Here is a 22273-nt window from a genome sequence, read left to right as displayed (position 1 = left end):
AGTTTCATTGTGATGCACTGTTGAGCCTTGTATACCTGCGCGCTAATACCTGTGCGCTGATACTTAAGATCCAAGCGGTAAACAGCCGAAGCTTAAATCTGACGTATGACAAAAATATTACATATAAGCTTTGCTAAAGGCTTCTTTGGATTGCTGAATATAAGCCCGGGCTTTTTTGGCATGTTGCTCCCATGCCGCTTTGTCTTTGGCGTCGGTAAAGGGGTTTTGTTCAGGTGCCACTGAACGTTCAAACTTTTCATAAAAGGTAATAGAAGAGGCGGTGATCTGGTTAAACCTTTCTTTAAATTCCTGCAGGGCTTCCAGCTGCTCGCGGGTTTTTAATAAATATTGCACTAACTCAGTGTTGTTTTCGCTGGCCAGGTAAGACTGGGCTCTATTCGTCACATTCAGTGCCACTTCGGTCATCACATTCACCCGGATGGACTCTTCTTTACTCATCACCCGGCCATAATTTTCCTGAGTGCGGGCGAGTCCTGCATGTTGCAGGTAATTACGCAGATGTTTATCTAAGTCTTTACGAAACAGCTCCACCATTTTGGCCATTTGTTGTAAATCCTGATCCAAAGTGGACACCTGCACCAGCTCACGTTCCAGCTCCCCTAAAAAACGTTCGGCGTTTTCGTAAATTTTCAGCCCGTTTTCTTCGGCAAACTTGCGATCTTTGCGGCTTAAATCAGCATTTTCATAATTGGATTTATCAAAAGTTGCGGCCAAAAAGGATTTAAAAGGCTCGGCAAAAGCAGAATAAGTACCGGCGCTCACCACATTTAAAGTGGCAGTGACTAAATCACCAAAAGGTTTCACCATCGAATTTAACCGTGCTTGTTGCAGCGGGGAAGCCACTCTTTTGGTATCGGCCAAAATAGTACGAAACGACGCATAAGCCATAGGGTTCGACATTTTGTTACGTTCAGAACTTGCCAGCACAAAAGTAATACTGGAATAAATGGCATTGGCGTATTCAAGGTATTGGCGCTGACTTTCCAGCTGCGATGCGTAATTTTTGCCTAAAGTGCGGAACGACTCGGCCTGCACTTCATAATTGCGGTTTTGTTTCAGTTGTTCGAGGATGCCACTGATAATTTTTTGTTCGTTTTTCTGCAGCGCAGTGTCCAGCAGAATGCGGTCGACCACCAGATCATCAATCACCAGAGCACCATTGCTGGTTTCAATATCCAGCCGGATATATTTGCGACCCGGGTCGTCAATCGAAATACGGTGGGCAATAAAGTCGGTGCTGCCGGCCTGGGTTTCAATTAACCCCACTTGTTGCCAGACACTGTCGATACGGATAGAGGCCGAAGTCAGAATATTTATCCGGTAACTGGTAAAAGCGTTTTCCGGTTTTACCCAAAGCTCGAGCAAGCCAAGCTCAGCCAGCGGTTGACGGCTGATTAATGAACTGGAACCGCGGCCACAACTGAGTGCTTGTATACCACTTTTCACTATGTCTTTTTGCAGGCTACAACCCGATAAAATATTAAACTGCTGCTCATTCTGGTCAAAGTTGCTGGCGAGTATGGCGTCACCCGGCATAGCGGCAACATCAGTGACTTTTAGTGTGCTGAACAAAACAAAACCTAAAACAAATAACACACGCATAACAACCTCTGAATGAGTTTTAACGCTGTTGAAAAATAAGACCAGCACCAGCAAGCAGCTTGCAGGGCAATGAATGTACCAGAGCTGAATTGTTGCGGTAAGGGGCGTGCCGGCAATGACAGCTTAACTGACGGATTTTAATTCAGTTTTTCTGTTATTGCCGGTGTTTTTAGCCAAAAGTGGTGTTGGTGGTATCACAGTGTTGTGCAAAGCTGACTGCAGCAGTGGCACCGCTTTGGGCTGGTATTGTTATTCAGCTTTGGTTGTTTGTGCTGCCGGAGCCGGCAATGTCGTCAACCATAACGAAAAGTCGTCGTCCATCGAGTTGCCCCAGCCGTTCACTAAGGCCTGATAGCGCGGATAATCGCCACTGCGGGTAAAAACCAACATTTGCCTGAGTTTATCCGGATGTTTTTCAAACATATAACGCACCGCCAGGTAACCCCAACGATACACACGGTCGCTGCCGGTATTTTTTTCATAACCGGTATGAAACAAGGCACTCAGTGGAAAGGTTTTTTCTTTGGCCACTTTGATGGCCGCTTCGTTGTCGTCCCCATGGGCGACATATTCGGCCATGCCTTCTGTCCACCACACCAGATAAGGGCTTAAAGGTGCAGGGCGCGGGCAATTTTCTGGCGCAGCGTGCGAGTCATGTAAGTTGGCGCAAAAATCACCGGCTAAATTAAAACGACCATCCAGATAATGCACATATTCATGCCCCAGATTCCACACTTCGCCGTTGTCGCGCTGATAAGCGACAAACTCAGCCTGATTGCCTTTAAGATGTGGCAAACCTTCCAGATACATACCACCATTGTCGGTTGGCATCAAAAAATGCTGGCTGGCAAGCTCAACATATTGTTGTTTTGACTGATAAATATTGGCCCTGAGCATCATATTGCCGTCATGCAGCACAGGTTTGGGGTTTTCAAATAACCACATAAAACGCTGCTCAACTTTGGCTAAATCGAGACAGTTTTGCGACTGCTGCTGTTTGTTTAATGCAACTGAGCGCAACTGTAATGATGGGCTGCACTGATGCACCTGAGTCAAAACCCCGGCGGCAGCGTCGGTCTGCACTTTCACTTTATCTTGAGCTTTAGCTTCAGCGGCAATCAGCCCTTCGGCATAAAGAGGGGGCGCAGATAACACCAACACAGCAGCAAAGGCCCGCTGCATCTTATTGAACACAAACATAAATTCTCCTGATGATAAACAAGCTGTTGTCAATACAGCGGGCAGAGCAGCACAAAGTTTCACAAGCAAAGTTATCAGCGCAGCTTGTTGATTTTTTAACTTGAGCAGTTCCTTTCAATTCAAATATATTGTATACAATATTCTCAATCAACTTTAAATCGACTTTTGATCAGGATTTCACTTTGGCAAAAAATGCATTTTCTTTCTGGCAGGCGCCACCCCACTGGCTGCAAATCAGCAGTCTGGATTGTCATACCGGGGGCGAACCTTTACGTATTATCACCGGTGGTTTTCCAAAGCTTCGGGGTCTTACAGTGCTGGAGCAGCGCCGCGATTGTCAGCAGCGTTTTGACCATTTAAGAACAGCGTTAATGTTTGAACCCCGTGGCCATGCCGATATGTATGGTTGCATTATTGTGCCGCCAGAGCGTGCCAACAGTGCTTTTGGGGTGTTGTTTATTCATAACGAAGGCTACAGCACCATGTGTGGCCACGCCATGATTGCCCTTGCCAAAACCGCGGTGGAAGCGGGGGTGGTGCCTGTTACTTATCCGGTGACTGAATTTCTGCTGGACGCGCCTTGTGGTCAAATCCGGCTTTTTGCTGAAATTGCCACTGGCAATCCAACAGATCATGCAGATCAGGCTATAGGCTCAGCTGCTCAGCAAAACCCGATACAAGTTCATCGTTGCTGGTTTGAAAACGTGCCTTCTTTTGTGGCTGGCACCAGTCAGTATATTGATGTCGCAGGCATAGGCCGGGTGCCTTATCAGCTGGCTTATGGTGGCGCTTTTTATGCTTATGTGGACGCACAAGCTATCGACCTTGACTTGTCGATGGCCAATCACCGGCAAATTATCCGTTATGGCGCATTGATTAAACAGCAGCTGCTGGCGGATAAAGTGTCAGTGCAACACCCATTTAGCGAAGATTTAAGCTTTTTATACGGCGTGATTTTTACCGGGCCGGCGCAAAAACCGGGGGTGTATCAACGTAATGTTTGTATTTTTGCCAATGGTGAACTTGACCGCAGCCCAACCGGCAGTGGTGTGTCCGGCCTGGTGGCTTTATTGCAGCAGCAAGGCAGGTTAGCACCAGGTGAAAAAATCCGTATTGAAAGTATTGTCGGCTCTGAATTTGAGGTGTCGGTCAAAACCCAAACCAGCTACGGCCCTTATGATGCGGTGATCCCTCAAGTTGCCGGCACAGCCCATGTCACAGGGCAACATCAGTTTTTTATAGATCCTGAAGATCCGCTTGCAGAAGGTTTTATATTCCGATGAATACACCTATCCCAATGAAATTACAGACAGAAATTCCAACCAATACTGTTGCAGCGGCAGGGGCAACTTTGACTGCAGCATTGAAGATGGCGCCGCCAGCAGCGGATTTTACCGGCCGTTTAAGTCAGTTCCGCTACCAGATGTTACAGGCAGGTCAGGACGCTGCATTAATATTTTCGCCGGTGAACTTACGTTATTTATTTAATTACAGCGGTGAAGCCTTGATGGCGGTGGTGACGCCGGAACAGGTTGTGCTTATTACCGATTATCGTTTTATTGCCCAGGCAGAGCAGGAAAGCAAATCGGTTTGCCCCAAAGCAACTTTTTTCTGCCGTGACCGCGACCGCCAGAGCCTGGGCCAGGCCATCGCTTTGCAACTGGCTGCCTTTAAAGCACGCCGGGTCTGGTTTGAAGACAGTGATATCAGTGTGTTGTTGTGGCGTGCTATTTGTGATGACAACGGCCTGATTGAATTCAGTCCTTGTCCACCGCATCTGGCGGCGCAGCGTATGGTGAAAGATGACTGGGAAGTAGCACAAATTGAACAAGCAGCTGCGATTGCCGATTTAGCTTTAGCCCGCGCTTTACCCATGTTGCAGGTTGGGGTCAGTGAACGTGAATTTGCCACTGAGCTTGAATATCAGTTGAAAAAAGCCGGCGCAGAGGACTTTTCTTTTGCCACTATTTTGGGTTTTGCCGAGCGTTCTGCTTTGCCTCATGCCTTGCCTACAGATAAACGGCTGAAAAAAGGCGATTTAGTGGTGCTGGATTTTGGCGCTGTGGTCAATGGTTACCGCTCTGATATGACCCGCAGTTTTGTCTGTGGCAAAGCAAGTCCGCTGCAACAACAAATGTATCAGGTGGTGCTGGAGGCACAACAAGCGGCGCTGGAAGCAGTGCGTGCCGGCACCAGTGGCGCAGCACTCAACAATATTGCAGCCGACATACTGGCCGCGTCACCTTTTGCCAAAGACGCCGGGCCTGGCCTTGGCCATGGCGTGGGTTTGCAATTGCACGAACAACCATTTCTCGGGCCTTTGTGCCGGCAGCTGTTACCAGAAAACGCCGTCATCACTATTGAACCCGGTATTTATATTGCTGATTTTGGTGGTGTGCGTATTGAAGATGATGTGCTGGTGACCAAAGCAGGCTGCCGCATTTTAACCAAAGCCCCCAAACAATTTGAACTGGCCCTTCGGGAGTAACACCATGCTGACGCTTTCTGCTGCCGATGTTGCGGCCCATCTGGATTATCCGTCTTTGATCAATGCCTTAAACCAGGGTTTTGCCGGCGATTTTTCAGCGCCGCCACGCCAGTTATATGCTTTGTCGCCGGACAAAACCGGCAATCACGACGCTTTTGCGCTGTTACCGGCCTGGAATGACCGTTATATCAGCGTTAAAGCTTTTACCTATTTGCCGGATAACGGCCAGCATAATTTGCCGGTTTTACATTCGCAGCTGATGTTATTTGCCAGAAAAAGCGGGGCGCCACTGGCTTTTATTGATGGCGTCAGTGTGACCTGTGCCCGCACTGCGGCAGTGTCGGCGCTGGCAGCTTTTCATCTGGCACGCAGCGACAGCCACACTTTGTTATTGCTTGGCACCGGTAATTTAGCCATGCCGCTACTGCGGGCGCATCTGTCGGTGCGGCCTTTACGCCGGATTTTATTGTGGGGACGAAGCCTACAAAAAGCACAACAATTACAACAACAAGCCATGTCTGAGTTACTGCCTTTATATCCAAAACTTGGCATTGTTGTGGTAGAGGATTTAGCGCAGGCACAAAGCAATAGTGACATCATTGTTTCTGCAACAGGCTCAGCCGAGCCCTTGTTGTTTGGCGCGCGAATCAAACCCGGCAGCCATGTTGATTTGTTGGGCAATCACAATGTGGATAAAAGGGAATGTGACAGCGCGCTGGTACAAAAAGCGCGGGTTTTTGTCGATGACAAAAACAATGTGTTAAAAGAAGCCGGCGAGTTGCTATTGCCAATCGCTGAAGGTTGTTTTAAAGCGACGGATATACAAGCAGATTTAGCGACTTTATGCCGTGAAGGCCATGCAACCATAACTGCGGCCTGTTTAACAGAGCAGGCAGCTGCAACAGCTTTACCGCCGGCACGCCAGAGTTACAACGACATCACATTGTTTAAATCTGTGGGTACGGCACTCAGCGATTTATTATGTGCCGCCTTAGTGCTGGAGCGTTATCAACAAGCGCTGATGTTGCAGGAGTTAGCGCCAAAGGTCGTTGTTCAACCAGAGCCGGGGCACACCACAGCATGAATACCACCTCTTCCGGCACACAGCCGCGGTCGTCAGCACAGCTGACGGCAACAGCGCAAAACGACCAGACTGCAGCTTTAACCTCAGACGCTCAAACAAATAAAAAAACCAAACGCAGCCCTTTTCCGGTCGCTTTTTATGTGGCCAATAGTATGGAAATTTTTGAACGGCTGGCCTGGTATGGTTTTTTTTCCTTGTCGTCTTTGTATCTCACCAGCCCGCTGAGTCAGGGGGGCCTTGGATTTAGCGAACAACAAAGGGGTTTTGTGCAGGGCATGATCCCGTTTTTATTGTATTTATTGCCGGTGCTGACCGGCGCCATGGCCGATAGATACGGTTACAGACGGATGTTTTTATTGTCTTTTATGCTGATGGCCCCTGGTTATTATTTATTGGGGCAAGTGTCAGGTTTTTGGTCATTTTTTGCCGTTTTTGTGCTGGTGGCCCTGGGCGCTGCCTGCTTTAAACCCGTGGTGGTGGGCACGGTCGGGCGCTGCACTGACGACAGTAACCGTGGCCTGGGTTTTGGTATTTTTTATACCATGGTGAATATTGGTGGTTTTATCGGGCCTTTGGTAGCCGGTTATGTGCGGGCCATCAGCTGGGATTGGGTTTTTATTATGTCAGCGTTTTGGATCAGCTTGAATTTTATTCCAGCGCTTTTTTGGTACAAAGAACCATCGCTGACGACGGCGGAAAAAGCAAATAAAACCAATGCCTTACCGTTACTGCAGGAAGTGCGGCTGGTGCTTGGTAATGGCAGGTTAGCGCTGTTGGTATTGCCTTTGTTATTGCTGTTGATGTGCAGCCCTTTAACCACAATGACGTTCTGGCAAGCCCTGGCGATTTGTGCATTTTGGATCACGCTGAATCTGTGCTGGAGTCTGTTGTTAGGGGCGGCCAATATCAAGCCCAGCCGTTGGTATTTGCAACAGCTACAAACAGGTAACAAAGCTTTTGTCTGTTATTTATTGATCCTGACCGGCTTTTGGACCATCTACAACCAACTTTTTATTACGGTGCCGCTGTTTATCCGCGATTTTGTTGATACCAGTGATCTGGTGCAGAGCGTGGCAACTTTTGCACCGTCCTGGCTGGATTATCTGGCCGTGGTTAATCTGCCGCAACTCCAGCTGTTATTGCCGGAACTTGCTGCTGGTTTTAGTGAAGGCAGCCAAAGTCTGCAGCAGGTAAGCCAGCAGTTGTACCATCATAAACTCAGGGTTCCTCTGGCTGAACTTCAACTTGGTTTACAGGCGTTGGCCGCAGAACAAACCACAGCTGCCACCCTTGCCAGTCAGTGGCAAAGTCAGTTCCGCCAAATTAATCCTGAATATATTGTCAATCTTGGTTTTGCCGCCATAGTGCTTATGCAAATTGTTATCAGCGCCCTTATTCAGCGGTTGCCGGCTTTACCTATTTTGGTGGGCGGTACGCTGGTGTTAAGTGCAGGTCTGTTTTGTTTTGGCTTAAGTGGGCTGCTGGTGGTGGGTGGTTTTGCCATGGCAGGGGCTGTGTTGTTGTTTTCATTGGGTGAAATGCTGGCGTCGCCAAAAAGTCAGGAATATGTTGCTGCTATAGCGCCCGGCCATCAGACCGCCATGTATATGGGGTATTATTTTGTTGCTATGGCATTGGGCTATTTATTTGCCGGTTTGTTGTCAGGCTGGGCTTATCAGCTATTTGCCATAGAGCAACAACAGCCTATGTTGATGTGGACTTTATTTGCCGCTTTAGGGCTTGCTACCGCGTTGTTGCTGATGGGGTTGCATCTGCAGCTACCACGTCATCCGAAGCGATAAAGTAGCAGCTAAGTGGGGCGACGAACAGAATTGCGGCAGCACAACAGCCAGGATCGGGATCTCATTCACTGTTTGGATCAAGATCATGAAACTTTCATGCTTTCACCCGCAGTCAGGTGCTGCTCCCCTTGTACTTTGTCTTTGTGTGGTATTGACGCTGACACCCCTGACGGGTTGCAGCAGTCAACAGGGGTATACACCACAAACCTCAATACGGCAGCAACAACAGCAAGATCAGCTGGGTTTTGTCCGAAGTATTCAGCTGGTGGACTCAGGCACACAGGGTTTAGGCTCTGGAGCGCTGATTGGTGCTGTGATAGGGGGTGTGGTCGGCAATCAGTTTGGCAGTGGTTCAGGACGTAAAGTTGCCACAGGCGCTGGTCTGATTGGCGGGGCTTTAGCGGGTAATGAAATCCAAAAACGCAATCAGGGCGGCAACCAGCTGTACCGGGTGACGGTGCAATTACAAAACGGACAGATCCGTCATTTTGATTACCAGGATATAGGTAATTTACAAATTGGCGACAGGGTGAGTATTCAGGGCCAGCAGCTGTATCAGCTGTAAATCACGCCGTTCACAGAAAAAAGCTCAGTGCTCACACTGAGCTTTTGTTTATGGCAATACAGCTAATAAATCATGGTTTTAGTGTTAATTTGTCATGCACACTGACAACACCACTGATATTTCGTGCCAGTTGTAATGCCCTGTCAATTTGTACCTGAGTATCTACGGCTCCGGTCAGTGAAACATCACCTTTGACCGTTTTGACCTGAATATCAAATATCATCAGTACATCATCACGGCTTAATGCATTAATCACCTTAGTGGTCACATCTAAATCCGACTCTTCAGCTGGTAACACTGTTGGCTGGCGTTCGGTATCGACCCGTTCCTGAGGTTGACCACAGGCGTTCAGGCTGAACACCATAGCCAGACCGGCCAGCAAAAGCTGCACCTTCGAATGGGGCCTGTGGTGTTGTATTGTGTTAAACCTTGTCATTTTGTATCTCCTTGTGAACCTGATGTAGGGACTTTAATGTGCACTCAGTGCAGACCAGATTCTGTGCGTTAGCGAACAAGGTGAAAATGTCAGTCTCGCAAGGGGGCCTGGCAAAAGCGTCCAATAGCCTTGCAGAGCTTTTGTCGACGCTGTTGTGGTTTTTGCCGGTTTTTATATTGCTGCCAGGCAAAAAAGCGCGTTAGATAGGCTGAGCCAAAGGGTTGTTTTGTGGTCGCCCCCTTGTTGCACTTTGTAGTGCGCTGGTCGCACCGGACTTATCACAACAGGAGACTGTCTGATGACACTGAAGACTTCGAAGGATTTTCACCCACAAACGCTGAAACTTTTTGATCAATACGTGCATGGAGATATCAGTCGCCGCGATTTTTTAACTCAGGTCGCCAAATATACCGTTGCCGGTGTAACAGCTCTCAGTGTGCTGCAGGCATTAAGCCCGCAGTTTGCAAAGGCCGAACAAATTAAAGCCAGTGATAGCAGACTCAAAGCTGAATATCTGGAAATCGCATCCCCTAACGGCAACGGCAAGATCCGTGGTTATCTGGTGCAACCTGCCGACACTGCAAGGAAGGCAGAAGTGACATTGCCAACAGTGCTGATGGTGCATGAAAACCGCGGTTTAAATCCGCATATTGAAGACGTGGCGCGTCGTCTGGCGCTGGAGAACTTTATTGTATTTGCGCCTGATGCACTTTTTACCCAGGGTGGTTATCCGGGTGATGAAGATAAAGCACGGGAGTTATTTAAAAATCTGGATCCGGTAAAAACAGCCGCCGATTTTGTTGAAGCTGCAAAAATGCTGAAAACCCTGCCACAGGGCAACGGCAAAGTCGGGGTGGTGGGTTTTTGTTATGGTGGCGGTATTGCCAATATGCTGGCAACCGAAGTACCGGATTTAGCAGCTGCAGTGCCTTTTTACGGCAGGCAGGCCGATCTTGCCAAAGTACCTTTGATTAAGGCGCCATTGCTTATTCATTATGCCGGCAATGACGAGCGGATTAATATAGGCGCCAAAGCTTATGACGAGGCGCTTAAGGCAGCTGGCGTAACGGCGCAGAGTTTTATGTATGAAGGGGTGGAGCATGGTTTTCACAATGACACCACACCCAGATACGATAAAGCAGCTGCAACCCTGGCATGGCAGCGCACCATCAGCTTTTTTAAGCAACATTTGCTAAAAGGATAAGGGCCACAACCAGAGGCAATCACCACAATGGCTGTTGTACAACGTCATTGTGGTGGTGTTACCTGGCGATGTCGGTGCTTGCACTGACACAATTCAACTTAGCTATCACCAATTTTACCTTGCAGATATTGCAGCACCAGTTTCAGTCCGGCTTTCATATGAGTGCGGTGTGGGTACACCAGATGCACAGGCAAAGGTTTGGGCATATAGTCGGCAAGTACCTGCACCAATAAACCGGCCTGTAATTCTTCTTCCACCTGATAACGGGTAACAAACATTAGTCCCATACCACTGAGCACTGTGGGTTTGGCCGCTCTGTTGCTGTTGGTATGAAAAGGGCCGCTGGTATGCACTTGCAGCACCTTGCCATTTTCCAGAAACTCCCAGCAGGACTCCGGGCCACCGCTATTGGTGGAAATACAAAGGTGATGCACCAGATCATTGGGATGTTGTGGCACACCATAAGCTGCCAGATAAGCAGGGGATGCCACCAGCACTATCGGCAGATGGGTCAGTTTTCTGGCAATTAAGCTGGAGCTGGGTAGTTTGCCAAACCGTATGCCTAAATCGACTTCATCAGCCACCAAATCGATAATTTTGTCATTTAAATCAAGCTCAAGCTGTAATTTGGGGTAACGCTGCAGCAATTCAGGAATAAGCGGCGCTATGACTTTGGAACCATAAGTCACTGCCACACTAATGCGGATAGTGCCAACTGGTTCGTCTCTAAGCTCTGCCAGATGATGCTCGGCCTGATCGGCCTGACGTACTACCTGCTGACAATACGCAAAAAAGGCCTGGCCTTCGCTGCTCAGTTTCAGTTGTCGGGTGGTGCGTTGCAACAGCCGCACCGCCAGATGTTGTTCCAGCCTGGCGATAGCTTTACTGACTGCTCCTTTGGACATTCCCAGCGCAATAGCAGCCTGAGTAAAACTGCCACTTTCCACCACTCTGGCAAAAATGGCCATATCACTAAGTCTTTGTAATAACGACATTGTAACCCCGGGTTCAACAGCTTCTATGGATGATACCAGTAAGATATCGTGCTGATTGTTTCCTTTAGGAAACAATGTATCTCTGAGTTGCTGTCTAATCAAGGTAACAATAGCTACTTACAATACGCAGGTCGCAATCGGCAACAAGGAGCCCGGTGATGTTTTTCCAAATTTTATTCAGAGTGTTTAAAGGAATGCTGGAGATGGACGGTGTGATTGTAGATAAATTACCACCACAACAACAAGACAACCCAAGCCGTTGTGACAGTGCCTGTCAGGCCAAAGTAAAACCCTGATCTAAAAGCCAGATCTAAAATCCAGAGCAAAACGCCGGTTGGCTTGATACCGGCGTTTATCATCAGCAATGCAGAGCCTGGCAGTGATGCCGGAGCAATAACGCGTTACAGTCAGACTTGACTCTGCTGGTAATTGGCCATGGCGTGATCGAGTTGTGCCAGAGTTGGCGGGTTACAACCCTTGCAGGCAATATTTAAACTTGCTGCCAGCATAGCCCGGGTTAAACATTGCTCCAGCAGCAGGGCACTGCAACGGCTTGCATCAGGTAAACCCAGTTTTAACAGTGCAGCAAGCAAATTGGCCCAAAAGGTGTCGCCAGCGCCGACAGTATCCACAAAAGGCACAGCGGCTATCACCGGCAATCTTATCTGGTGGTGTTGCCAGAAAATAGCCGCGCCTTTATCGCCCTCGGTCAGCGCCAGCATCGCAGCGGGCGCAGCTTGCCTGATCGCGGCTATAGCATCGGGCAGCGCCATAGCGGCAAAAAGTAACTGCAAATCCTCATCGCTGGCTTTAATAAAATCGCTTTGTTGAATCATTTCAAGCACAAAGCTGCGGTAGGCGGCAGGATCAGATACCGCATTCAGACGCACATTAATATCGAGCGCAATCTGAATACCCCGCGCTTTTGCCGCTGCAACCACCTGGCGGATGCGGGGCGCGTCTTCGCTTTCAAGCGCCAGTGAGCCTAAATGCAGCAGTTGGCAAGCGGGCGGCAAGGCGGCAATTTGTCGGTCGGCACAGATATCACGGTCGGCGATACCACTGCGGTACAAACTGTATTGGGGCTGCAGCTGCTGGTTGATACTGACCAGTGCCAGCGAGCTTGGGCAAAGACTGAAGCTATCGAGGCCATAGTTTGCGCCATTTTGATTGAGATAATCAGCAAACTGCCGGCCAAAGTTATCCTGTGATAAAGGTGAAATATAACTGACCTGAATTTGTTGCCTGGCCGCGCCTATGGCGACATTAAAGGGCGATCCACCCAGACAGGCCCGGTACATCCCATTGGGGTCAGTGGCGTCAGGCAACAAATCAACAACGTTTTCTCCAATTACAGCAAGCATAGTAGTATCCTGTGGCAGTCAGCTCAGCCAGAACCTGCGGTTGGCTATTGTTTAAAAATCATATAACTTAATCAATTAAGATGAAAGCCTGAAGTGACCGGATCATGAGTAAATTAACGCTGAAAAGTGTGGCAAAAACGCTGGGGGTGTCGACGGCCACCATATCCAATGCCTTTAACAGGCCCGATCAGCTGTCTGTTGGGCTTAGGGAAAAAATACTCAGTGCTTGTGCCGAGCTTGGTTATTTTGGCCCAAACAAAGCCGCACAGTCGCTGCGTACCGGCAGCTCGGGCATTGTGGCCGTGATTTTATCTGACTCTCTGGAATATATGGTCAGCGACCCTGTTGCCAGCCAGTTTTTACAAGGAGTCACCCGCGAGCTGGAGCGGCATAAACTGCATTTGTTGTTGTTTTCCGGCAGCAGTGCCAATTTAGAGGCGATCAGTGATTTTGTGGATGGTTTTATTTGTTATGGCGCACCACGCAATCTGGGGCTGATTGAACAGTTAACACGCAGTCCAAAGCGGGTGCTGACCGTCGATTTTGATTTACCCGGCCGACCGTCCGTGAATATTGATAATGAGCAGGCGGCCTATCAAAGTGCACTGGCTGTATTAAAGCCCAATGACACTGTCGCCATTTTAGGTTTACGGCTGATTGATGCTCCCGACAGCCGTCCGGTGCTACAAGCGCCGATGTGGGACAACCAAAGCTCTATTGCGCATCGCAGGCTGGATGGTTATCTGCGGGCTATGGCAGAGTGCCGTTTAACACTGCAACCCGAGTATCTGTGGCATTTGCCCGAAAGTAATCAGCATTATGGCCAGCTTGCGGCCAAAACTGTGCTGGCACTTGAACCCAGACCCACTGTGCTGTTGTGTATGAGTGATTTAATTGCCCTCAGCGCCATGCGCGAAGCATTACAACAGGGCATTGAGATCCCGAATCAGCTCAGAGTGGTTGGTTTTGATGGTATTGAAGAAAGTTTACGTTATCACCCGACTTTAAGCAGTGTCTGGCAGTTCAGCGATGCCAAAGGCCAGGCGGCAGTGCGGGCATTTTTGTCCGGTGATGATAGCCCCCAGCGCTTACCTTATGAGCTCAGGCTGGGGGAGAGCAGTTAATTTGTGGCAAACTTTGCCACAGCAACAGCTGGTTTGTTACACCAACAAGTCGGCAAGGGATAGTTGTTGTGGCGCTTGTCCCTGATGTTGCCAGTCAAGCGTGGCCGTCAGGCTATCCAGTGCCAGGCTTAAACTGGCGCTATGTCCGCCGTGCTGCCAGTTCAGTTGATACAGGTTTGGCGCTAAAGTCTGGCTAAAGTCACCATTAAAGGCTTGCAGGGTGCGGCGCAGCTGGATGAGTTTCATCAAGGCTTGTACCACAGGTTTTTGCAGTGCCTGCTGCAGGCTGTTCTCATCAAAATACGGCCTGTTAATGTCGCGCCCCACGCCGGTTTGTTGTAACAGCGCAACGTCATTTTCTGCTGCCAACAATCCACCATAATAAATCTGACTGATGCCAGGGCAAAACAGCTGAATAGCACGCGCCAACAGATAGTGTTCGTTGTTACGGCCCAAAGCATCGTAAAAACTGCAATTGACCTGATACAAATCCACGTTATTGGCGGCGTTGCCTGTTGCCAGTTTTGAGCTGCCGCCGCTGTTGTGATGGATTTTTTCCACCAGGCTATCCAGTTCCGGATCTGTCAGGAGTCCGGGCTCGCCCTGATAATCGGCTGCATCGACAATACCAATGCCGTCATGGGTGTCGAGCACGGTAATACAATTGCGCGGTGCTATATCCAGCCAGGTTTTTAAGGCTTGGGCGTTGCCGCTGAAAATGGTATGCAATACCAGTGGTGGCAGCGCAAAGTCGTACACCATGTCACAACGTTTGGCGATTTCTATCTGCGTTTTATGATAACCATGAATTTCAACCAGACAGGTCATGCCACGCGCCTTGGCTTGCTGTGACAGTTTTTCAATAAATTCAAAGGTTTCAGGCAGCATAAAACAGCTGCTGCCGGCTTTTTTAATGGCATAACCTGCCGCATCTAACCGGATATATTTAACACCATGGTCGGTAAATCGCTGCAAAATGGCCTGCAGGTAAGCGTCGCCCTGGGCGGAAGCCACATCGATATCAATTTGATTGGCGGTAAAAGTGGTCCAGAACGCTTTGGTGTCACCATTGGCTAAACGGATATCGGTAAAACAGGGGGTTGGCCTTGGCCGGTAAATGGCATCTATCTGCGCCTGATCCGGCTGCTGACCAAACACTTTGTCACGGGTTAAAAACAGCGGCCAGTAGGCTGATGCTTCACCTTGTTGCAGCACATCCAGAAACTGCGGTGACTGCGCCGACATATGATTGACAATCATATCCGCCATAATGGGGTAATCTGCCGCCAGACGTTCAATATCAGCCCAGTTGCCTAAGCGGCTGTCCACTGCGGTATGGTCTGTCGGGTCAAAGCCAGCGTCTTCTCCATCAATAGGCGGGTAAAACGGCAGCAAATGCACGGCATCAAACAAGCAGGCCAGTTGCCCGTTAAGTATCTGATGTAAATCTGTTATTTTTCCACCACTTAATCTATCAACATAAGTAATTAACTGGATCTGGTTGGTTTGTACTGCATGGGTCATTGCGCGCATCCTGAAAAAATATTTGCATCTTAAACGATTAAGATATAGCTTTAAGCCAGCGCACAACTTTGTCAAGCCCCCACTGAATAATTACAGGGCAAAGGTACAAAGCTCTGTCATGAAGCGTGTGAACTGGCTGAGGTGCGAGCGTCAGCCTGCTGTAACAACGGGGAATACAATGCAGACAAGTAAAACGAATGTAGTCGCGGTTTCAGCCGATGGCACCCTTGATGCGACACAACAGGCGACACAACAGGCGACACAACATGCGACACAACAGATGCAGCGCCAGGTGCGCTGGATGACTTATCTGATGTTTTTTGTCTTTGCCATGACCACAGACGCAGTAGGCGTCATTATTCCGCAGGCCATGGCGCAATACCAACTGAGCTTATTTCAGGCCAGTGCCTTTCACTATGTGCCTATGGTGGCCATAGGGCTGGCCGGACTATTCCTTGGGCGGCTGGCAGATAAACTGGGGCGCAAAAGCCTGATCATCGTGGGTCTTAGTCTGTATGCCGCCGCTTGTTACGCTTTTACTGCCGGCGACGATGCGCTGTTTTTTATCCTGCTGATGGGCATTTGTGGTTTAGCGATTGGCATCTTTAAAACCGCCGCTCTGGCGCTTATCGGCGATATCAGCCCAGACAGCTTAAGCCACACCAGAACCATGAATAAAGTCGAAGGTTTTTTTGCGCTCGGCGCTATTGCTGGTCCTGCATTAGTGACTGTGATGATTGCCGCTTCAGTGCACTGGAAGCAGTTATATTTGGTCGCCGGTTTGTTGTGTACAGTGCTGGTGATTATGGCTGCCAGGTTACCTTACCCGCCTTATCAGCCTGCGGCCGAACAGGTCTCGCTGCGCCAATCACTGGCTTTGTTAAAAGATCGCTACGCTTTGGGTTTTTCCCTGGCCATTGCACTTTATGTGGGCTGTGAAGTGGCTATTTTTGTCTGGTTGCCGACTTTGCTGGCCGATTATCAAGGCAGTTTTGCTGTTGTTGCGGCGCATGCAATTACCTTGTTTTTTATTCTTCGTGCCGCCGGACGTTTTGTCGCCGGAGTTATCCTGCAACATTTTTGCTGGAGCAGTGTGATGGCAATTTGCACAGTCGCCATTTTTGCTTGTTTTTTCTTCAGTATGCTCGGTGGCAAAGCAGTTGCGCTCTGGTTAATGCCGCTGTCTGGTCTTTTTATGTCAATGATTTACCCAACTTTAAACTCCAAAGGCATCAGCTGTTTTGGCCGGCAGCAACACGGTGCTGTAGCCGGTTTGATCCTGGCATTTACTGCCTTATCAGCCGCGCTGGCACCTGCGCTGATGGCGCTTATCGGAGATTTAGCGGCAGATGTCAGTGCCGGTTTTTATCTTGCCACTGTTTTTTCGGCATTGCTTGCAGCAGCCATGCTTTACAACTATCTGGCACAACCGGCCAAACAGCGGCTTGGTTATCGCCGGCCATCATCAAGTGATACCTAAAACCTAAGATGATCACTTACCTCGATTTTGTTGGCTTAATACACTTAAACGATTAAGTTTTTAATAAAAGAGCTGTCCAGTCAAAGAGATAGCACAATCAACACGGGAGCTAGACGATGAAAAAACAACAGATAAAACCTGCTTATCTTGCGCTGGCGGTCAGCCTGGCCCTGGGCAGTGGTTATGCACAGGCACAGCAGAATGAGTCAAAGACACAGGCTGCTGACAGCAAAACACAGTCTGAAGCTGCAGCCAGTAAAGGCCTTGATTTTGAGCGTATTGTGGTAACAGGCGCTGTTGCACGTAAACAAACAGTGATGCAATCGAGTGTCTCGGTCAGTACTTTAACGCCCACTGATATTGAAGTGGCAACCCCACGCAGCACAGCGGAGATATTCCGCATGTTACCAGGCGTTCGCAGTGAATCAACCGGCGGTGAAGGCAATGCCAATATTGCCGTACGCGGTTTGCCGGTTGCATCGGGCGGTGCCAAGTTTTTAGCACTGCAGGAAGATGGTTTGCCGGTACTGCAGTTTGGCGATATCGCCTTTGGTAATGCCGATATCTTTTTGCGCGCTGACGCCAGCTTAGCCCGTTTAGATGTGATCCGGGGTGGCTCCGCCAGCACAGCTGCCAGCAATTCACCTGGCGGTATTATTAACTTTGTCAGTAAAACCGGCGAAAACGAAGGTGGCAGTATTGCCTTCACCAACGGCCTGAATTACGACACTTTGCGCACCGACTTTGAATATGGCGGTGACCTCAATGCAGAGACCCGCTTTCATATTGGTGGTTTTGTCCGGCAGGGCGAAGGTGTGCGGGATCCGGGTTATCAGGGCGAAAGTGGTTATCAGCTCAAAGCCAACCTGACCCGGGAATTTGACAGCGGTTATGTGCGGTTATATCTGAAACACCTGAACGACAAAGCCGCCAGTTATATGCCGATGCCGATGCTGGCGGATGGCAGCTCAGTTGCCGGTTTTGATGCACAGCGTGACACTTTGCAGTCAGCTTATTTAACGCAAACTGTGCGCCTTAACGGCGATAATCAAATTTCCCGCGGCGATTTGCGTGACGGCATGAACCCACAGGTAAACAGTGTTGGTGCTGAAGCTGTGTTTGACTTGCCTGAAGGCTGGACCATGGAAAACCGCTTTCGTTTAAGTGATATCAGCGGCAATTTTATCACCCTGTTCCCGGCCGAAGTTGGCGATAGTCAACAAATGGCAAACAGTATTGCAGGCAGTGGTGCAGCGCTGAGCTACGCAGTGGGGCCAAATGCCGGTCAGGCCTATAACGCAAAAAACGCCATGCGTATTCATAGTTTTGATGTTGAGCTCAATGACTTTGGCTCCATCGTCAATGATCTGAAATTGTCCCGCAGCTTTGGTGATGTGGATGTGAATCTTGGTTATTACGTTGCCGACCAGAACATCAGTATGTCCTGGTTGTGGAACAGTTATCTGATGGCACTCAAAGGGGACAATGCTGAGCTGCTGAACGTGACTGCTGCCGATGGCACTGCTTTTTCAGAACAAGGTTTACTGGCTTATGGGGTGCCTTATTGGGGCAATTGTTGTCAGCGTAATTACGACACCAGCTACAGCATTAAAGCGCCTTATGCCGGTGTAAGCTGGGCCTTTGGCAGCTTGTCACTGGATGCCAGTGTGCGTCGTGATAATGGTGATGCGTCCGGTACTTATGCCGGTGCCGCACAAAGTACACGTGATATGAATAATGACGGTTTAATCAGCCAGGTTGAGCAAAGTGTATCTGGTATTAATCTGGCCCAGCCAAACCTGGTTAACTATAGCTGGGGTTATAACTCTTATTCTGCCGGCGCCAACTATCAGCTTAAAACAGACTGGGCGCTGTTTGCCCGCATCAGTCAAGGTGGCCGGGCCAATGCTGACCGTTTGTTATTCGGCAAGGTGAATGCCGATGGCAGCGTGGCCAGAGAGGACGCTGTTGATAAAGTGACACAGTATGAATTTGGTAGTAAAAGCCGTCATGGTGATTTAAATCTGTTTGCGACGGCATTTTACGCCGAAACCGAAGAGCAGAATTTTGAAGCAACCAGCCAGCGCTTTTTTGACCGGGTTTATCAGGCGCAGGGCCTGGAGCTGGAAAGCAGCTACCGCCTGGGGGATTTGGAACTTCGTGGCTCAGTGACGCTGACCGATGCCGAAATCAGTAAAGATGCGTTGAGCCCTGAACTGGTCGGCAATAAACCACGGCGTCAGGCGGATCTGTTGTATAGCCTGCTGGCCCGTTATTATCTGGAAAAAACGCAGTTGGGTTTCAGTATTATTGGCACCAGTGACGCTTATGCGCAGGATAATAACGATCTCAAGTTCAGCGGTTATGCGCAGGTCAATGCTTTTGCCAGTTACAATCTGGCGCAAAACCTTGATCTGTCAGTGAATATTAATAACCTCTTTGACAAAGTTGGTTTAACAGAAGCAGAAGAGGGTTCAGTGCCGGCCAACGGTATTATCCGTGCCCGCACTATTAATGGCCGTACTGCCTCATTGGGTTTACGTTACCAGTTTTAAGCCCGCGAGTTTTGATTAAAAATACCCCGCATTAGCGGGGTATTTTTTTATCGGGCTAGCAAATATGAAGAATTAGCATCAGTGCATCCAATGGGTATTTGCAGTTAATTTCCCACCTCATTGCAACCTGTCCTTACCACCTGTTGCAGGTGAATCACACCACGACGTTCATGCAAAGTACCACTTCGTCGAAAAGTGGCTTTGTGCCAGGAGTTGCCATGAGTTTGCGTTGCAGTTAACGTCCGCTTTGACCGTAAAGCGGACATTGCTGAGACAGAATGAACCGCAGCTCTCGAAATTTTCGAAACATTAAAACATTGCCAACAGGTTAAAAATACGTGCATTATTCAGCTCAGTTTTTAGTTGAAGATCAATATATAAAGTATCAGTACGACGGATGCACACCGTTTAAAACCGGTGAATCTTGGTTGCAAATGTTGGTATGACGACCCTACCTACTGCACGCAATTGGCAATGCACTTGGTAACAGCATCGTGAAAGGGTTGTCATCAGAAGGTACATTCTCGGCAAAAGAACAGGCCGAGCTTGACCGGAAAGTTGCAAAGGTTGGCAATAAAGAACTGGCAAACCTTGATGCCAGAGTGCGTTCAGAGCTTCAGCAAAACACAAATTCGATGGCCAATGATATTGGCGTCCGAACCGCTGCGGAAGGTGCTGCGGCCTTTGATGCCAATGCCTTAGCCCAGCTAAATGCAGCCGATATGATGATGGACTCATCACTTAATAAAAGGTTGGGTGCAGTTGATGGTTATCTGAATATGAGCCGGAAAACCCAGCGGGATATTCAGGCTATTGATACCAGAGCAGAAACAAACCGGCAGCAACGTGCATTGCAGGCATCGAAAATTCAGCAAAGGTATGACCAAAAGCTGATGGATTTCAGGATAGATAATCCTGTCTATAGCTCGCCTCAGCCATTGTTCGATTATGACTCGGCATTGGCGGCTGATAATGCCATGTGGGGAGCTGGAAAACAAAGAGCGCAAGATTTCCGGGGCGGCATTGCGTCGGGTGTAGATTTGTTGGAGCGGTCAGCAAACGCTTATGGCAGAGCATTTGAGAAAACCTACGACAGGTTTAACCAAATCATGAACAAAGGGTTTGATAGTTTCATTGACCAGCCAGTTGATGGTATTAGGACGACCACAGATACTTATAGCTTATCAGGCGGTTATTCGACTTTTACATTTGGTGGGGAGTTTACGTTTGCATTCCAGTCCGATGGTAAAGTGGCTGTAGGTTGGGCGGGATCACCAGCGGGGATAAAAGTGGATACAAGCAGAGGGCTTGAGTTTGGTGTTACCCGTTTACATTGGCAGCCAGGAATTAAGCCTGCAGACGCAGAAAGTATTTTGGGCGGTTATGGCACAACTGGAGGCGCAATGATTAATACACCGATAGGTTCTTTTGGGAGAGTCGAATCGGTGTCTTGGGATGATAAACCTTTTTCCTCTCCAAAAGCTGTTACGGCATCTGGCTGGTCTTACAGTGCCTCACTATTACCAAAAGTTGAGAGTGTTGTAAAATTACCGGTAACTCCTGTAGCGAATGTCTCCTATGGTATTCAGGTGCCACACACGTCAACTGTTGATCTTGGATGCTTCGGTAAGCTGCTATATTGGGGGCGTCAATGAAAAATTTATACACTGCACAAGCATATGATTTTAACTGGTGGCTTTTTTTTGTATTCATATGTGTTTGGGCAGCATTATTTGTGTCTGGTTTCCGAAACATATTTGTACTAAAAAAGCGTTTTTTGTTTGGAGATGGATATGGGATGTTATTTTGTTTTGGCTTCCCAATCTCAGTGATACTGTATTTGGTGTTGAACGAAGGTTACTTTGCAAATAAGGTTTTTGAAGGAAAATCTGATGAAATCAAAGGAACTGTGAAAGTTGTAAGTACGACTCCTGGTAGCGAGGATGTGATGATTGATGGTATTCCAATTTATCGTTCAAAATACAAGCATACAAACTTTCCAACACACTGCTGGCAAGGACGCTTTGAGGATGAAATGAAAAATTACCCTCGCGCCAATTTCAGGGTCGAAGTTGTTTGGGTAGATGGTGGAAACTTGTATGAAGGTGCTGATAAATTTAAGGATGCCTTTCCCTGCATTTTGAAAATAGATGTATTGTCCAAAGCCTCATAATTAATCATGTGTAATTCACCAAGCCCCTTAACCGGGGCTTTGGACTATTGGACTAATAGGGTCAGGTCTTGTTTTTTGCCTTTGAGTTAACTTGGTATTAGGATGCCGAAGTCTGGAGTTTTACCAGAAATGATTTACGATTAGGCAAAAGGCAAGACCTGACCCCGTATGCTACTTTCAAAAAAACCGACTTTAAGTCGGCTTTTAAGTGGGTGGCTGGAGTCGCCAGGTTTTCTGAAGTGCGAACCGGCGACCTTTGCCTTATTTAAGGCAATCTACAAATTACAGATACAAAAAAACCGACATTAAGTCGGCTTTTAAGTTGGTTGCGGGAGCCGGATTTGAACCGACGACCTTCGGGTTATGAGCCCGACGAGCTACCAGGCTGCTCCATCCCGCGTCCGAAAATTACATTTGAGCAGTGAATGTAATTTGTTGTGTTGCAATGATTTTCTTGTCTGAATCTTATTAAGTTTCAGCAATTTGGTTGCGGGAGCCGGATTTGAACCGACGACCTTCGGGTTATGAGCCCGACGAGCTACCAGGCTGCTCCATCCCGCGTCCGTCATTGCGGGGCGCATCTTATGGTTTTTAATAAAAGATGGCAAGTAACAATTTCAATTAAAACGCCATTTTGCAACTGACTGCTGCTTTAA

The 22273-nt window shown here is 48.5% G+C and carries 18 protein-coding genes and 2 tRNA genes; 12 read left to right on the top strand and 8 right to left on the bottom strand.

Going from position 1 to position 22273, the window contains the following annotated elements; all coding sequences use genetic code 11:
* Positions 1 to 117: 117 nt before the first annotated feature.
* Positions 118 to 1623 carry a hypothetical protein gene (locus RCH83_RS01695; protein WP_306518408.1) on the bottom strand — a complete coding sequence of 502 codons (1506 nt, stop codon included), beginning with the start codon at positions 1621 to 1623 and terminating at the stop codon, positions 118 to 120.
* 249 nt (positions 1624 to 1872) lie between these two features.
* Positions 1873 to 2823: a collagenase gene (locus tag RCH83_RS01690; RefSeq protein ID WP_306518406.1), complete on the bottom strand. Its 951-nt coding sequence runs from the start codon at positions 2821 to 2823 to the stop codon at positions 1873 to 1875.
* A 182-nt stretch (positions 2824 to 3005) separates the two neighbouring features.
* On the opposite strand from RCH83_RS01690, the gene RCH83_RS01685 reads away from it, so the two are divergent.
* The 5 genes from RCH83_RS01685 (at position 3006) to RCH83_RS01665 (ending at position 8762) form a co-directional block, all read left to right on the top strand.
* Positions 3006 to 4106 carry a proline racemase family protein gene (locus RCH83_RS01685; RefSeq protein WP_306518404.1) on the top strand — a complete coding sequence of 367 codons (1101 nt, stop codon included), beginning with the start codon at positions 3006 to 3008 and terminating at the stop codon, positions 4104 to 4106.
* Entirely contained in the window at positions 4103 to 5311 is a 1209-nt protein-coding gene (locus RCH83_RS01680) for a Xaa-Pro peptidase family protein (RefSeq protein WP_306518402.1), read from the top strand. The genes RCH83_RS01685 and RCH83_RS01680 overlap by 4 nt, the downstream gene beginning before the upstream one ends.
* Positions 5312 to 5315: 4 nt before the next feature.
* Positions 5316 to 6395, top strand: a complete 1080-nt coding sequence (locus RCH83_RS01675; protein WP_306518400.1) for an ornithine cyclodeaminase family protein — start codon at positions 5316 to 5318, stop codon at positions 6393 to 6395.
* Entirely contained in the window at positions 6392 to 8197 is a 1806-nt protein-coding gene (locus tag RCH83_RS01670) for an MFS transporter (protein ID WP_306518399.1), read from the top strand. Before RCH83_RS01675 ends, RCH83_RS01670 begins: the two co-directional genes overlap by 4 nt.
* 85 nt (positions 8198 to 8282) lie before the next feature.
* Positions 8283 to 8762, top strand: coding sequence for a glycine zipper 2TM domain-containing protein (locus RCH83_RS01665; RefSeq protein WP_306518397.1), 480 nt, complete (start codon positions 8283 to 8285; stop codon positions 8760 to 8762).
* A 70-nt stretch (positions 8763 to 8832) separates the two neighbouring features.
* Here RCH83_RS01665 and RCH83_RS01660 read toward each other — a convergent pair whose 3' ends face one another.
* Positions 8833 to 9198, bottom strand: a complete 366-nt coding sequence (locus tag RCH83_RS01660) for a BON domain-containing protein (protein ID WP_306518395.1) — start codon at positions 9196 to 9198, stop codon at positions 8833 to 8835.
* A 298-nt stretch (positions 9199 to 9496) separates the two neighbouring features.
* On the opposite strand from RCH83_RS01660, the gene RCH83_RS01655 reads away from it, so the two are divergent.
* Positions 9497 to 10402, top strand: a complete 906-nt coding sequence (locus RCH83_RS01655) for a dienelactone hydrolase family protein (protein WP_306518393.1) — start codon at positions 9497 to 9499, stop codon at positions 10400 to 10402.
* A 98-nt stretch (positions 10403 to 10500) separates the two neighbouring features.
* Here RCH83_RS01655 and RCH83_RS01650 read toward each other — a convergent pair whose 3' ends face one another.
* Positions 10501 to 11397 carry a LysR family transcriptional regulator gene (locus RCH83_RS01650; RefSeq protein WP_306518391.1) on the bottom strand — a complete coding sequence of 299 codons (897 nt, stop codon included), beginning with the start codon at positions 11395 to 11397 and terminating at the stop codon, positions 10501 to 10503.
* Between the two features lie 158 nt (positions 11398 to 11555).
* Between RCH83_RS01650 and RCH83_RS01645 the strand changes: the two genes are divergently transcribed.
* Positions 11556 to 11693 carry a hypothetical protein gene (locus RCH83_RS01645; protein ID WP_306518389.1) on the top strand — a complete coding sequence of 46 codons (138 nt, stop codon included), beginning with the start codon at positions 11556 to 11558 and terminating at the stop codon, positions 11691 to 11693.
* 111 nt (positions 11694 to 11804) lie between these two features.
* Here the strand turns inward: RCH83_RS01645 and RCH83_RS01640 are convergent, their stop codons facing one another.
* Positions 11805 to 12761: a PfkB family carbohydrate kinase gene (locus RCH83_RS01640; RefSeq protein ID WP_306518387.1), complete on the bottom strand. Its 957-nt coding sequence runs from the start codon at positions 12759 to 12761 to the stop codon at positions 11805 to 11807.
* A 104-nt stretch (positions 12762 to 12865) separates the two neighbouring features.
* Between RCH83_RS01640 and RCH83_RS01635 the strand changes: the two genes are divergently transcribed.
* On the top strand, positions 12866 to 13885 hold the full coding sequence (locus RCH83_RS01635) for a LacI family DNA-binding transcriptional regulator (protein WP_306518385.1): 1020 nt from the start codon (positions 12866 to 12868) through the stop codon (positions 13883 to 13885).
* A 36-nt stretch (positions 13886 to 13921) separates the two neighbouring features.
* Here the strand turns inward: RCH83_RS01635 and gtfA are convergent, their stop codons facing one another.
* A complete protein-coding gene (gtfA, locus tag RCH83_RS01630) occupies positions 13922 to 15409 on the bottom strand; it encodes a sucrose phosphorylase (RefSeq protein ID WP_306518383.1) in 1488 nt (495 codons plus the stop codon).
* Between the two features lie 178 nt (positions 15410 to 15587).
* On the opposite strand from gtfA, the gene RCH83_RS01625 reads away from it, so the two are divergent.
* The 4 genes from RCH83_RS01625 to RCH83_RS01610 all read left to right on the top strand — a co-directional run bounded on the left by RCH83_RS01625 (position 15588) and on the right by RCH83_RS01610 (position 21617).
* The gene (locus RCH83_RS01625; protein ID WP_306518381.1) at positions 15588 to 16889 is read left to right on the top strand and encodes a sugar MFS transporter; all 1302 of its coding nucleotides are present in this window, start codon (positions 15588 to 15590) and stop codon (positions 16887 to 16889) included.
* A 116-nt stretch (positions 16890 to 17005) separates the two neighbouring features.
* Positions 17006 to 19444 (top strand): TonB-dependent receptor domain-containing protein, encoded by a 2439-nt coding sequence (locus tag RCH83_RS01620; RefSeq protein WP_306518379.1) that lies wholly within the window; start codon positions 17006 to 17008, stop codon positions 19442 to 19444.
* Between the two features lie 494 nt (positions 19445 to 19938).
* Entirely contained in the window at positions 19939 to 21099 is a 1161-nt protein-coding gene (locus RCH83_RS01615) for a hypothetical protein (RefSeq protein ID WP_306518377.1), read from the top strand.
* Positions 21096 to 21617, top strand: coding sequence for a hypothetical protein (locus RCH83_RS01610; protein WP_306518375.1), 522 nt, complete (start codon positions 21096 to 21098; stop codon positions 21615 to 21617). The genes RCH83_RS01615 and RCH83_RS01610 overlap by 4 nt, the downstream gene beginning before the upstream one ends.
* A gap of 323 nt (positions 21618 to 21940) precedes the next feature.
* On the opposite strand, the gene RCH83_RS01605 is transcribed toward RCH83_RS01610, so the two are convergent.
* Together RCH83_RS01605 and RCH83_RS01600 are read right to left on the bottom strand one after the other, a co-directional pair.
* Positions 21941 to 22017 (bottom strand) — tRNA-Met (locus tag RCH83_RS01605).
* An 84-nt stretch (positions 22018 to 22101) separates the two neighbouring features.
* A tRNA-Met gene (locus RCH83_RS01600) sits at positions 22102 to 22178 on the bottom strand.
* Positions 22179 to 22273 lie beyond the last annotated feature (95 nt).

Origin of the sequence: Rheinheimera sp., assembly GCF_030824435.1 — a bacterium.
Classification (GTDB): domain Bacteria; phylum Pseudomonadota; class Gammaproteobacteria; order Enterobacterales; family Alteromonadaceae; genus Pararheinheimera.
This window is presented reverse-complemented; position numbering and strand designations above follow the sequence as displayed.

Excerpts from the sequence above, each read along its gene's own strand:
- RCH83_RS01695 (WP_306518408.1), bottom strand. The coding sequence starts at position 1,623 with ATGCGTGTGTTATTTGTTTTAGGTTTTGTTTTGTTCAGCACACTAAAA.
- RCH83_RS01690 (WP_306518406.1), bottom strand. The coding sequence starts at position 2,823 with ATGTTTGTGTTCAATAAGATGCAGCGGGCCTTTGCTGCTGTGTTGGTG.
- RCH83_RS01680 (WP_306518402.1), top strand. The coding sequence starts at position 4,103 with ATGAATACACCTATCCCAATGAAATTACAGACAGAAATTCCAACCAAT.
- RCH83_RS01675 (WP_306518400.1), top strand. The coding sequence starts at position 5,316 with ATGCTGACGCTTTCTGCTGCCGATGTTGCGGCCCATCTGGATTATCCG.
- RCH83_RS01670 (WP_306518399.1), top strand. The coding sequence starts at position 6,392 with ATGAATACCACCTCTTCCGGCACACAGCCGCGGTCGTCAGCACAGCTG.
- RCH83_RS01665 (WP_306518397.1), top strand. The coding sequence starts at position 8,283 with ATGAAACTTTCATGCTTTCACCCGCAGTCAGGTGCTGCTCCCCTTGTA.
- RCH83_RS01660 (WP_306518395.1), bottom strand. The coding sequence starts at position 9,198 with ATGACAAGGTTTAACACAATACAACACCACAGGCCCCATTCGAAGGTG.
- RCH83_RS01655 (WP_306518393.1), top strand. The coding sequence starts at position 9,497 with ATGACACTGAAGACTTCGAAGGATTTTCACCCACAAACGCTGAAACTT.
- RCH83_RS01650 (WP_306518391.1), bottom strand. The coding sequence starts at position 11,397 with ATGTCGTTATTACAAAGACTTAGTGATATGGCCATTTTTGCCAGAGTG.
- RCH83_RS01645 (WP_306518389.1), top strand. The coding sequence starts at position 11,556 with ATGTTTTTCCAAATTTTATTCAGAGTGTTTAAAGGAATGCTGGAGATG.
- RCH83_RS01640 (WP_306518387.1), bottom strand. The coding sequence starts at position 12,761 with ATGCTTGCTGTAATTGGAGAAAACGTTGTTGATTTGTTGCCTGACGCC.
- RCH83_RS01635 (WP_306518385.1), top strand. The coding sequence starts at position 12,866 with ATGAGTAAATTAACGCTGAAAAGTGTGGCAAAAACGCTGGGGGTGTCG.
- gtfA (WP_306518383.1), bottom strand. The coding sequence starts at position 15,409 with ATGACCCATGCAGTACAAACCAACCAGATCCAGTTAATTACTTATGTT.
- RCH83_RS01625 (WP_306518381.1), top strand. The coding sequence starts at position 15,588 with ATGCAGACAAGTAAAACGAATGTAGTCGCGGTTTCAGCCGATGGCACC.
- RCH83_RS01620 (WP_306518379.1), top strand. The coding sequence starts at position 17,006 with ATGAAAAAACAACAGATAAAACCTGCTTATCTTGCGCTGGCGGTCAGC.
- RCH83_RS01610 (WP_306518375.1), top strand. The coding sequence starts at position 21,096 with ATGAAAAATTTATACACTGCACAAGCATATGATTTTAACTGGTGGCTT.